Consider the following 12,472-nt stretch of genomic DNA (forward strand, 5'->3'; position numbering starts at 1 on the left):
GTGGAAGAGTGTCGAGTTCGGTTTGGATGCGGCGGATGCGATTCTGCTGAAGACGGCGGCGACGTTCGACTTGTCGGTGTGGGAGTTCTGGTCGGCCGCTGTCTGCGGCGGTCGCTTGGTGATCGCCTCCCCGGACGGTCACCGGGACCCGGCGTACCTCAACGAGTTGATGGCTCGCGAGTGGGTCACCACCCTGCATGTGGTGCCGTCCATGCTGGACGCGCTGCTGACCGCCGGTCTGCCGAACTCGCTGTGGCGGGTGCTCGCGATCGGTGAAGCCCTTCCGGGGTCGGTCGCCCAGCGGTTCCTGCGGGAACACCCGCGCACGGAGCTGTTCAACCTGTACGGTCCGACCGAGGCGGCGGTGTCGATCACCAGCCACCGGGTCACCCTCGCCGACGAGACCTCCGTGTCGATCGGCGCGCCGGAATGGAACAGCCAGGTGTACGTCCTCGACTCCCGGCTGCGGCCGGTGCCGGACGGTGTGTCCGGCGAGTTGTACCTCGCTGGTGCGCAGTTGGCGCGGGGCTACTTCGGTCGTGCGGATCTGACCGCGGATCGGTTCGTGGCCAATCCGTTCCAACCCGGTGAGCGGATGTACCGCACGGGTGACTTGGTCGCGTGGACCAGCACGGGTGAACTCGAGTACCGGGGTCGTACGGATTTCCAGGTGAAGATCCGTGGTTTCCGTATCGAGCTCGGTGAGATCGAAGCCGCGCTGCTGGCGCTGCCGCAGATCGCGCAGACAGCGGTGATCGCGAAGTCCGATCCCAAGACCGGCGACCGTTTGGTGGCCTATCTGGTGGCGAGTGATGCCGAGGCCGGTGTCGATGTGGCACAGGTGAAGTCCGAACTCACCGCTGGCCTGCCGTCGTACATGGTGCCCGCGGCGTTCGTGGTCCTGGATGCGTTGCCGTTGAATGTCAACGGCAAGCTCGACCGTAAGGCGTTGCCGGAACCCGAGTTCGAGGTTCAGGCGTTCCGTGCGCCGTCGACGCCGATCGAGGAGATCGTGGCGAACGTGTTCGCCGAGGTGCTCGGTGTGGAGCGTGTCGGCGCGGACGACGATTTCTTCGCGCTCGGTGGTAACTCGCTGTTGGCGACGCAGGTCGCGGCGCGTATCGGCGCTGCGCTGGATGCTCGTGTGCCGGTGCGTGTGCTGTTCGAAGCCTCCACCGTCGCCGGACTGGCCGCGAAGGTCGAGCAGCACGCGGGCGCCGGTGGCCGCCGCGAACTGGTCGCCGGTCCGCGTCCGGAGCACATCCCGCTGTCGCTGGCGCAGCAGCGCATGTGGTTCCTCAACCAGTTCGACACCGCATCGGCGGTGAACAACATCCCGGTGGCCGTGCGGCTCACGGGCGAGCTGGATGTCGCAGCGCTGCAAGCAGCGGTCGGCGACGTCATCGCCAGGCACGAGACCCTGCGCACCGTCTACCCCGAACAGGACGGCGCCGCGCACCAGGTCATCGTGCCCGTCGAGCGGGCCATGCCCGACCTGCGGCCGGAAGCGGTCGCGGCCGAGGACATCCGGCACCGGATCATCGAGGTGATCTCCGCCGGATTCGACGTGACCACCGAGGTCCCGTTGCGGGCCAAGCTGTTCCGCGTCGCCCCGACCGAATACGTGCTCGTGTTCGTCGCGCACCACATCAGCGCCGACGGCTGGTCGATGGGCCCGCTGACCCGCGACGTGATGCTGGCCTACGCGGCCCGTTCGGCCGGTGTGGAACCGGGCTGGGCGCCGCTGCCGGTGCAGTACGCCGACTTCAGCCTGTGGCAGCGCGACGTGCTCGGCTCCGAGGACGACCCGGAGAGCCTGATCTCCCAGCAGGCCGAGTACTGGCGCACCGCGCTGGCCGGGCTGCCCGACGAGCTGAACCTGCCCGCCGACCGGCCGCGTCCGACGACGCAGTCCTTCGCGGGCGGGCGCGTGGTGTTCCCGATCTCCGGCGAGCTGCACGGCAAGCTCACCGAGATCGCCAGACAGCAGAACGCGACGCTGTTCATGGTTGTGCACGCCGCGCTGGCGCTGTTCCTTGCGCGCATGTCCGGCACCGACGACATCGCCGTCGGCACCCCCATCGCGGGCCGCGGCGAGGCCGAACTCGACGACGTGATCGGCATGTTCGTCAACACCCTGGTGCTGCGCTCGCACGTCGAGGGCGACCTGACCTTCGACCAGTTCCTGGCCCGCACCAAGGACGCCGACCTGCAGGCGTTCGCGCACGCGGACCTGCCGTTCGAGCGGCTGGTGGAACTGCTCAACCCGGAGCGCTCCACCGCGCGGCACCCGCTGTTCCAGGTGGCGCTGTCGTTCGAGAACCTGCCCGAGAGCAGCTTCGAATTGCCGGGGCTGCACGTGGGCGCGGTCGACTTCGACGTGGACACCGCCAAGTTCGACCTGTCGCTGACCATCCGCGAAGCCGGGGAGAACCCCGACGACGCGGGCATGTACGCGGAGTTCTCCTTCGCGCGCGACCTGTTCGACGACGAGACGGTGCGGGTGTTCGCCGAGCGGTTCACCAGGCTGCTCACCGCGATCGCCACCGACCGCGAGACCCCGATCGGCGACCTGCCGTTGCTGGACGCGGCCGAATACCACCTGCTCACGCACGTGGCAGGCGAGGACGTCATGGCCACCGGCCTGCTGCCGGACCTGCTGCAGCACGGCGCGCGGCTGGACCCGGACCAGATCGCGGTGCGTTACCAGGGCCGGTCGATCACCTACCGCGAACTGGACGAGTACTCCTCGCGCCTGGCGCGGGTGCTCATCTCGCGCGGTGTCGGGCCGGAGCGCATCGTGGCGCTGTCGTTCCCGCGCTCCTACGAGATGGTCGCCGCGTTCTGGGCGGTGGCGAAGGCGGGCGGCGCGCACGTGCCGGTCGACCCGACCTACCCCGAAGACCGCATGCGGCACATGGTCAACGACTCCGGCGCGGTCATCGGCATCACCGCCAGCGAGTACGTCGACCGGTTGCCGCGCGACGTGGAGTGGCTGCGCATCGACGACCCGGCGCTCGGCGAGCTGATCGAGCGCGAGTCCGGCGAGCAGATCACCGATGCCGACCGCAACGCCGCGCTGGCGATGCGCCACCCGGCGTACGTCATCTACACCTCCGGCTCGACCGGTATGCCCAAGGGCGTCACCGTGACCCACGCGGGCATGGGCGGCCTGGTCGGCGTCGCGGCGGATCTGTACCAGCTGGAATCGCACCACCGGTTCCTGCACATCTGCTCGCCGAGCTTCGACCCGTCGGTGCTGGAATGGCTGTGCGCCGCCTACACCGGCGCGACGCTGGTGGTCGTGCCATCGACCATCATCGGCGGACCGGACCTGGCGGAGCTGCTGCGCACCGAGCGGGTCAGCCACACCATCATCACCCCCGCGGTGCTCGGCACGGTCGATCCGGAAGGCATGGAGGCGCTCGAAGTGGCCTCGGTCGGCGGTGACGTCACCACGCCGGAACTGCTGGCCAAGTGGTGGCCGGGCCGCAAGTACTTCAACGCCTACGGCCCGACCGAGACGACGATCATCTCGTCGTACGCCCAGCTCAGCCCGGGCAGGCACATCACCATCGGCCGTCCGGTGCGCGGCATGTCCGCGCTCGTGCTCGACAACCGGCTCAACCCGGTGCCGCCTGGCGTCGCGGGCGAGCTGTACCTGGCCGGTGGCGCGCTGGCGCGCGGCTACCACAACCGCCCCGACCTCACCGCGGAACGGTTCGTCGCCAACCCGTGGAGCGACGAGGGCGCGCGGATGTACCGCACCGGTGACGTGGTGCGCTGGTTCGCCGAACCGGGCGAGCGCGCGGGCAACGCCGCATTGCCTTCGGTGCCGTGGCAGCTCGACTACGTGGGCCGCTCGGACTTCCAGGTGAAGATCCGCGGCTTCCGTATCGAGCTCGGCGAGATCGACACCGTGCTGGCCGGCCACTCCGACGTCGAGTACGCGATCACCATCGGCCGCAAGACCGACGCGGGCGCGACGATCCTGGTGTCCTACGTGCTGGCCGCGCCGGGCCGGGAGATCGACACGGCGAGGCTGTCGGAGTACGCCTCGCGCACCCTGCCGCCGCACATGGTGCCGACGGCGATCGTGGTGATCGACGAGATCCCGCTGACCCCGGTCGGCAAGCTGGACCGCAAGGCGCTGCCCGAGCCCGAGCTGGCTCCGCGCGAGTTCCGTGCGCCGGCCAGCGAGGTCGAGGCCGTCATCGCCGAGGTGTTCGCCGAAGTGCTCGGCGTCGACCAGATCGGTCTGGACGACTCGTTCTTCGCGCTCGGCGGCGACTCCATCCTGTCGATCCAGCTGGTCTCGCGGGCCAAGGCGCGTGGCGTGCTGTTCACTCCGCGCGATGTGTTCGAGCGGCGCAGTGTGGCCGCGCTGGCCGAGGTCGCCGCGCTGGGCGCGGGCACGGAGCAGACGCGGCTGGAGGAACTGCCCGGCGGCGGTGTCGGCGAGATCCCGCTGACCCCGATCATGCGGCAGATCCTCGCGAGCGGTTCGACCTACCAGCGGTTCTCGCAGACCATGGCGCTGCGGCTGCCCGAAGGCATCGACCGGGAGACCCTGGTCGCCACCATCGCGGCGGTGTTCGACCACCACGACGTGCTGCGGTCCCGCTTGCGCCGCACCGGCACGGACTGGACGTTCGAAGCGCTGCCGCACGGCGCGGTCGACGTCGACGCCCTGGTGCGGCGGGTCGACCTGGCCGCCGACACCGACGAAGCGGAGCTGGCACGGGTTGCCACCGAAGCGCTCGACGGTGCGCTGGGCAGGCTCGATCCGGCGGAAGCGTCGATGGCGCAGTTCGTTTGGTTCGCCTTCGAGGGCGAGCGGCGGGACGTGCTGCTGATCGTCGCGCACCACTTCGTGGTCGACGGCGTGTCCTGGCGCATCCTGATCCCGGATCTGGCGGTGGCCTGGTCGCAGCTGGTCGCCGGTCAGCCGGTGGCGCTGCCCGCCAACGGCACCTCCATGCGGCGCTGGGCGCACAGCCTGGTCGAGGCGGCGAGCGCGCCGGACCGGGTCGCGGAACTGCCGTTCTGGCAGCAGGTCACGGCCACGCCGGATCCGCTGCTGGGCGAGCGTCCGTTCGATCCGGCGGTGGACACGTTCGCCACCGTCGAGCGGGTCGAGGTCACCGTGCCCGCCGAGGTCACCGACGCGGTGCTCACCGCGATCCCCGGCCTCTACCGCGGCGGTGTGAACGACGGCCTGCTCACGGCGCTGGCCATGACGGTCGCCCGCTGGCGCGGCGACGGCCCGGATGCCGCCTTGATCAAGCTCGAAGGCCACGGCCGGGAAGAGGACGTCGTGCCGGGCGCGGACCTCTCGCGCACGGTCGGCTGGTTCACCTCGGCCTACCCGGTCCGGCTCGATCTGGCCGGCGCCGACCTCACCGACGCGTTCGCCGGTGGCGCCGCGCTGGGCGAGATCGTGAAGTCGATCAAGGAGCAGTTGCTCGCGGTGCCCGACAAGGGCCTGGGCTACGGCCTGCTGCGGCAGCTGAATCCGGAGACCGCGCCGACCCTCGGCTCGTCCGGGCAGATCAGCTTCAACTACCTGGGCCGGATGTCGGCCGGGGAGATCCCCGAACAGCTCGCCGAGATCGGCTGGGTGCCGGTGGCCGACCTCGGTCAGCTGGATGTCGACATGGACCTCGACATGCCCGCCAACGCGACGATCGACATCAACGCGATCGTCACCGACTCCGACGAGGGTCCGCGACTGGGCGCGTCGTTCGCCTTCCCGACCGGTCTGCTGACCCGGGAACGGGTCCAGGAGTTCGCCGACCTGTTCGTCGCCGCGCTCACCGCGCTGGCCACGCACGCGCGGCGGCCGGACGCGGGCGGTTTCACGCCGTCGGACATGCCGCTGGTGCGGGTGGGGCAGCAGGACATCGAGCAGTGGGAACAGGCCTACCCGGCGCTGTCGGAAGTGTGGCCGCTGTCGCCGCTGCAGTCGGGTCTGCTGTTCCACGCGATGATGACCCAGTCCACCGTGGACGTGTACACCATGCAGGCCGTGGTGGACCTGGGCGGCACGCTGGACGTGGCGCGGCTGCGGGCGGCGGCCCAGGGCATCGTCGACCGGTACCCGAACCTGCGCACCGCGTTCGTCACCGACGCCGACGGACAGGCCGTGCAGGTGGTGCTGGACCGGGTCGAGGCGCCGTGGCGCGAGGTGGATCTCACCGAGCTGCCCGCCGACGAGCGGACCGCCGAGCTGCGCAGGCAGGTCGCGGCCGATCAGGCGACGCACTTCGACATGGCCACCCCGCCGCTGATGCGGTTCACGCTGTTCCGCAGCGATGCCGCGCAATGGCACCTGGCCATCACCACCCACCACATCCTGCTGGACGGCTGGTCGATGCCGCTGCTCATGCGGGACCTGCTGGTGCTGTACGCGGTGCGCGGCGACCTGACCGCGCTGCCGCGGGTGGCCTCCTACCGCAACTTCCTCGGCTGGCTGGCCGGGCGGGACCGGGACGCGTCGCTGCGCGCCTGGGCGGCGGCGCTGGAAGGGGTCAACGAACCCACCCAGCTCGCGCCGCAGCCGCGCGGAGCGGAGACCTACGAGATCGGCAAGGTCGTCACCGAGCTCGACGCCGACCGCACGCGCCGGATCACCAAGCACGCCGCCGAACTCGGCGTCACGGTGAACACGCTGGTGCAGGCCGCGTGGGGCATCCTGCTCGGACGGCTCACCGGCCGCGGCGACGTGGTGTTCGGCGCGACGGTGTCCGGCCGCCCGGCCGAGCTGCCCGGCGTCGAGTCGATGGTGGGTCTGTTCATCAACACGCTGCCGGTGCGGCTGCGCATCGATGACCGCCAGAGCATCGGCGAACTGCTGGCGCGGTTGCAGGGTGACCAGGCGGGCCTGCTCGAGCACCACTACGTGGGCCTCACCGACATCCAGCGGGTGGCGGGCACCGGGTCGCTGTTCGACACGCTGCTGGTGTTCGAGTCGTATCCGATGGACAAGGAGGCGATCTCGGCCGCCAGTTCGATCGACGGCATGTCGGTGACCGGTGTCGGCGTCAACGACGCCACGCACTACCCGATGACGCTGCTGGTGATGTCCGAGGCCACCATCGAGCTGACCCTGAAGTACCTGGGCAGCCGGTTCACCGCCGAAGAGGTCGAGACGCTCGCCGAGCGGCTGGTCCGGGTGCTCGACGCGCTGCTCGGCGATCCGGACGCCTTGGTCGGGGACATCGACATCCTCGACGAAGGCGAACGCGCCCGCCTGCTGGCCGAATCCGGCGTCACGGCGGCGGCTGCCACGCCGGAGCCGGTGGGCCGGGTCGGCGCGCGCACGGTGGCCAAGGTGCTCGGCGAGGTCGTCGAAGAGGACCCGGAAGCGCCCGCGCTGCTGGCCGGCGAGGACGAGGTCGCCTTCCACGCGCTGGACCGGCGTTCCTCGCAGCTGGCCCGGGTGCTCATCGACCGCGGCGCCGGACCGGGCGACGTGGTGGCGGTGACGCTGCCGCGTTCGGTGGACGCGGTGGTCGCGGCCTGGGCGGTGCAGAAGGCCGGTGCGGCATGCCTGTTCGCGGGCGACCTCACCGCCGAGGCGCTGACCGCGGCCTGCGCCGCGTTCGGCATCGGGTCGCCGGTGGCCGACAGCGACATTCGCTGGCTGGCGCTCGACGACGCCCAGGTGCGGGCCGACATCGACGCGGCGGCCGCGCACCCGGTGTCCTACGCCGACCGGGTCCGCCCGCTCGGCGAGGAACATCCCGCGTTCGTCGTCACCACGGCGAACGGGGTCGTCGCGATCACCCAGTCCGAGGCGCTGGACGAGGCCGAACGCGTCCGCGAGGAGCACGAGATCGACTACGAGTCGACCACGTACACCACGGCACTGTCCGGCCGCCCCGCGATCATGGAGTTCCTGACCTCCGCCACCGCCGGAGCCCTGTCCGTCCTGCCGACCGGCGACCTGGAAACCGACCTCACCGAGGGCGAGGTCACCCACTGGTTCGCGGGTCCGGGCGAAGCGACCGACGCGGCGGGCGAGGAGATCACGATCGTGACCGCGGAGTAGGTCCCGGTTGAAACCGACGAGCCCCACCCCACGCGGGAGGGGCTCGTCGGTTCACGTGGACAGATATGATCGACCGCCGACACTCGGCCTGATCAGCCTGGTCGATGTGGGTCAGGTCGGTCCGCCCGACCGGCGACTGCCGTGTCGCCGTCGTTCGACGAAGTCGGGAGGTTCGACACGATGCCGGTTCCACGTGGCGACAGGTGGACGGCCGCCGATCTCGATCACATGCCCGAGAACGGTCTTCGTTACGAGGTTCTGAACGGTCAGCTTGTCGTGAATGCCGTGCCTACGCCAAGGCATCAGTGGTTGATAAAATCGCTCGTCCGGGCTCTGGATGCGGTATCGCCGCCAAACCATATCGTGCTAACCGGCGTCGGGCTGCTGTCCGGCGACGACGAGCCGATACCGGACCTGGTGGTCGCGGTCGGCCCGATCGATCCGAACGGCAAGGGGATTCCCGCCGACCGGATAAAGCTCGCAGTCGAGGTGGTATCGAGATCTACGATGATGTCCGACAGGCTCGTCAAACCCATTCTTTATGCAGAGGCGGGCGTCAGAAACTATTGGCGCTTGGAGCCCGAACCGTTCCAAGGACAGCTACCGGGCGAGTCCTTCCCCGTTCTGTTCACGTACGAACTCGGTGCCGCCCGCAACTATGAGCTGACCCACAGGGTGTCCGCGGGCAACACGGTCACTCTGCGCAGTCCCTTCGACTTCACGTTCGACCCGGAGACGTTGCTGCCCTGACCTCGCTGTAGCGGAATCTCCGCAGTGTGGTGACGGGCGGTTCCTCTCGCCGCCGGGGGGCCATCAGCCGAGCCCGTGGTCCGGTCCGGCGCGAACTGCAATGATGTGCGCTATGAGCGGTCCCGACGACGCCCCGCGTGTGACGGCCGAGCAGTTCGCCGATGGGGCGACTGCCGGGCTCGGCGACATCGAGATCGTCGACGGGCGCGTAGTGCGACTGATGGCCCAAAGCCCCGTGCACAGCCGTGTGGTGCGGCGGCTGGCCGGAATGCTCGAGGCAGCTCGACGCGATGGCGGGCCGTGTATGGTCGTGGACTCCGATGTGGCCGCTCGATTCGCCGACGCGGAAGCCGCGGCGGCGGATCGGCGGTTGAACATCCGCTATCCCGATATCTGGATCCGGGACTGCGAGCCTTACGACGTCAACACCGTGCGTGACCATATCTTGCTGATAGTCGAGGTCACTTCCGTATCGACCATCGACGCCGATATCACCGACAAGCGAATCCAGTACGCTGCCGCCGGAATTCCTCGGTACCTGATCGTCCGGCTGGATCAGAAGGAAGAACGCATCGAGGAGATCGAGGAATACCGTCTGGACTGGTCCGGCCGCCGCTATCTCGCCCACACCGTCCACCGCCGCGTCCTGCTCCTCGACGACCCGGTCGAAGCGACCATCCCCTTCGACATCCTGGAACAGCCCTGACGCCCGGCCCGCGAGTGGCACATCATCGCGGCGAAGCGCGAGAAGCCCCTCCACCATGTGCCACTCGCGGAATGGTTCAGGGGTTGGTGGGGCGGAGGGTGGTGGTTACGAGGAGTGTGAAGGCCACCAGGGCGCAGGTGGTTCGGGCGATGTGGAAAGTTTCCCATCGGCCGAGGATTTCGGCGTAGTCGGCGGGCGGGCCGGTGACTGCCCAGACCTTGATCTTCTGGTTGATTGGGACGTTGCCGAGGCGGGTGATCAGGAAGGCCGCGACGGCGAGGGCGCTCGCGGTGCCTGCGAGCAGGCGTGCGCGGCCGGTGGAGCGGATGGCGAGTACCAGGGCGCTCAGGATGGTCAGGCCCATCAGTGACTGCATGACCACGCCGTTGACGCTCATCAGCGCGGTGTGGAAGGTGAAGCGCACATCCAAGGGGACTTTGCGGAACGCGTACAGGACATTGACCGCCCCGTAACCGAATGCCCCCGCGAGCAGCCCGGCCGGGATCACCGCGAATGCCCGCGCAGGCAAGGGTCTCTCGGCGATTCTCACGCGTGCCGCTCCGCCGGGACGAGCGCGAGCAGTTCGTCGACCGACCACTGGTCGTTGACGTGCGCGCCGTGCTTCGCCGCGAGCACCCGTCCGTCGGGGGAGATCAGGAAATCGGCGGGCAGCCCGAGACTGCCGCCCTCGGGTTTGGTGGGCGGGGCGGCTTGCTTGCGGCGCAGGGTCGCGTAGGCGTCGTGGGCGACACCGCGCAGGATGGCGGGCCAGCCGCGTGGGTCGAGCAGGGCGCGCGGCGAGGTCTCGACGCCGAACTCGCGGTAGAGCTTCCGGTCCGGATCGGCAATGAACTCCAGCGGCAGTTCAGCGGTGTACTTGCGCAGTTCCGCCGCGCTGGAATGGAAGACGATCACTTCGCGGACGCCCGCGGCGGCGATCTCCGCGTGCCGCGTGACGATCGAACGCAGGTGCAGGTTGCACACCGGGCATCCGGCGAAACGACGGAATTGCAGGTGGATCAGGCGATCCGGGTCCGGCACCTGGACTTGTGCACCGGAGACGGTGACCAGTGTCCGGTCCGGAACAGCGGTCGGCAGCGACATCAGGGCTCCTTTCGTAGGTGTACTTTGTACGCCTACGACCAGTATGCGCGTAACGCGTACGCTGTCAATCCGTGCCCCGCCCGCGCTCGCTGACCACCGCCGATCTCGCCGCGGCGGCCCTCGCCGTGCTCGACCGCGAGGGGTCTTCGGCGCTGACCATGCGCGCGGTGGCCAAGGAGCTGGGTATGGCCACCATGGCCCTGTACCGCTACGTGCGCGATCGCGACGAACTCGAGGTGCTGGTGGCCGACCAAGTGTTCGCCGCGATCGACACCACGCTCCCGGACGGCCGCGACTGGCGAGAACGCGTGACGGTGCTGCTCGAGAACATCCGGGACGGGTTCTCGGCCCATCCGGCCGCCGTGCCTATCGTGTTGCGGCGCAGGCAGTCGGCGGTCGAGTCGTTGCGCGTGATGGAATCCATGCTCGCCGTGCTCACCGAGGGCGGCTTCACCGGGCCCGCCCGCGTCATCGCCCAGCGCACCCTGATCGCCTTCCTGATCGGCTACCTGCAGAACAAGCACTACGCGCCACTGCCGGGTCAGGGAACGATGGTGCTGGCCGAGCTGCCCCCGGAGAAATACCCGCATCTGGCCCAGACCGCGGGCCAGGCCAAGGGCATGTCGGCCGACGACGAATTCCGCGGGGGAGTCGAGATCGTGCTGCGCGGTCTGCAGCCTTAGCGTTCGGCCGCATCCCGGCCGAAAAGGGCTGTGAGGTCAACCGTCTCGGCCATGGCGCGAGCGCCCGCGTCGTTGAGGTGCATACCGTCGCCGCTGTCGAGATCGGGTCGGATGAAGTCCGGCCGCTGCGGGTCCTCGACCGCGCGGGCGACGTCGAACACCGAATCGAAAACGTCGGTGCCGCGCAGCCATTCGTTCACCCGGCGGCGGGTCGGCAACGTCTCGGCAATCGGCAGGCCCTCGTAGACGCAGCCGCCGTAGGGACCGATGGTCGCGGCGTGGATGGGCAGCCCCGCCGCGTGCGCGCGCCGCGCGATGGCGGTGAAGCCCGCGATCAGTTCCTCGGCGGTCGCGGGCGGCTGTCCCGCCATCCCGCCCAGGATGAGGTCGTTGATGCCGAAGTTGATCAGCACGCTCGTCACGCCGGGCACGGCGAGCACGTCATGCTCGAAACGCTCCAGTCCCGGCTCGCCGATCTCGTCGGTGAGCAGGCGATTTCCCGAAATGCCCTGGTTGACCACCCAGCCTCGGTCCAGTCGCGCGTTGAGGTAGTCCACCGACCTGTGGTTGGCGCCCACGGTGGTACCGAAACCTTCGAACCACGAATCGCCGAACGCGACGGCCACCGGCGTCCGCGCGGGCGCGAGCACGTCGACGCCCGTGACGTAGAACCGCGCGGGGACCTCGCCGGCGTCGCCGAAAGCGGTCGCGGTCGCGACGTTTCCGGCGGCGACGTAAGCGATTTCGCCGGGTTGGTGGGAGTAGGTCGCGAGCCCCGTCGGGCCGGGCAGGTAGAGGCTCAGCGTCAGATCCGCACCCGCGGGCGCGGCCAGATCCACCGGGTCGCTGAACACTTCGCCGCCGACCGGGATGATCACCTGCTCGGCCCCGTCGAACCGCAACGCGGTATCGGTCTCGGCGACGATCTCGCTGCCTGTTTTGCGGAGAGCGACCCTGGCAGCGCCGATCGTCAGCGGTGTCTTCCCGTAGCGATTGGTCAGCCCGACCCGCACTCGCGCGCCACCGCCCGCCAGATGCAGCACCTGGCGCACGGTCTGGTCGGTGAACGCGCGCGGCTCCGCGAGCTTGATCTGCTCGTCCGGGCGAATCACCGCGGAGCGGAATCCGGCGATCCAGGCGGTCGACGACATGGGAACCTCCAGTATTTGACGCGAG

At 69.4% G+C, this 12,472-nt stretch carries 7 protein-coding genes; 4 read left to right on the top strand and 3 right to left on the bottom strand.

All coding sequences use genetic code 11. The features are described 5' to 3' along the window. From U3653_RS32355 to U3653_RS32365, 3 genes are all read left to right on the top strand, one after another. Nucleotides 1-8,053 (top strand): non-ribosomal peptide synthetase (locus U3653_RS32355; protein ID WP_435406613.1); only part of this gene is annotated, 8,053 nt, incomplete at its 5' end. A 180-nt stretch (nt 8,054-8,233) separates the two neighbouring features. Beyond that, nucleotides 8,234-8,803 (top strand): Uma2 family endonuclease, encoded by a 570-nt coding sequence (locus U3653_RS32360; RefSeq protein WP_195078324.1) that lies wholly within the window; start codon nt 8,234-8,236, stop codon nt 8,801-8,803. Nucleotides 8,804-8,915: 112 nt separating this feature from the next. Beyond that, on the top strand, nt 8,916-9,509 hold the full coding sequence (locus U3653_RS32365) for a Uma2 family endonuclease (RefSeq protein ID WP_195078325.1): 594 nt from the start codon (nt 8,916-8,918) through the stop codon (nt 9,507-9,509). 76 nt (nt 9,510-9,585) lie between these two features. On the opposite strand, the gene U3653_RS32370 is transcribed toward U3653_RS32365, so the two are convergent. Continuing rightward, the gene (locus U3653_RS32370; protein ID WP_323124144.1) at nt 9,586-10,059 is read right to left on the bottom strand and encodes a DUF1772 domain-containing protein; all 474 of its coding nucleotides are present in this window, start codon (nt 10,057-10,059) and stop codon (nt 9,586-9,588) included. After that, nucleotides 10,056-10,613 carry a peroxiredoxin-like family protein gene (locus tag U3653_RS32375; protein ID WP_195078326.1) on the bottom strand — a complete coding sequence of 186 codons (558 nt, stop codon included), beginning with the start codon at nt 10,611-10,613 and terminating at the stop codon, nt 10,056-10,058. Before U3653_RS32375 ends, U3653_RS32370 begins: the two co-directional genes overlap by 4 nt. 71 nt (nt 10,614-10,684) lie before the next feature. On the opposite strand from U3653_RS32375, the gene U3653_RS32380 reads away from it, so the two are divergent. Continuing rightward, entirely contained in the window at nt 10,685-11,296 is a 612-nt protein-coding gene (locus U3653_RS32380) for a TetR/AcrR family transcriptional regulator C-terminal domain-containing protein (RefSeq protein ID WP_195078327.1), read from the top strand. Here U3653_RS32380 and U3653_RS32385 read toward each other — a convergent pair. Continuing rightward, entirely contained in the window at nt 11,293-12,447 is a 1,155-nt protein-coding gene (locus tag U3653_RS32385; RefSeq protein WP_195078328.1) for a GDSL-type esterase/lipase family protein, read from the bottom strand. The genes U3653_RS32380 and U3653_RS32385 overlap by 4 nt on opposite strands. Nucleotides 12,448-12,472 lie beyond the last annotated feature (25 nt).

Origin of the sequence: Nocardia implantans, from assembly GCF_035544775.1 — a bacterium.
Lineage (GTDB): Bacteria > Actinomycetota > Actinomycetes > Mycobacteriales > Mycobacteriaceae > Nocardia > Nocardia implantans.

Coding starts and splice junctions, on each gene's coding strand:
- U3653_RS32375 (WP_195078326.1), bottom strand. CDS start 10,613: ATGTCGCTGCCGACCGCTGTTCCGGACCGGACACTGGTCACCGTCTCC.
- U3653_RS32385 (WP_195078328.1), bottom strand. CDS start 12,447: ATGTCGTCGACCGCCTGGATCGCCGGATTCCGCTCCGCGGTGATTCGC.
- U3653_RS32360 (WP_195078324.1), top strand. CDS start 8,234: ATGCCGGTTCCACGTGGCGACAGGTGGACGGCCGCCGATCTCGATCAC.
- U3653_RS32365 (WP_195078325.1), top strand. CDS start 8,916: ATGAGCGGTCCCGACGACGCCCCGCGTGTGACGGCCGAGCAGTTCGCC.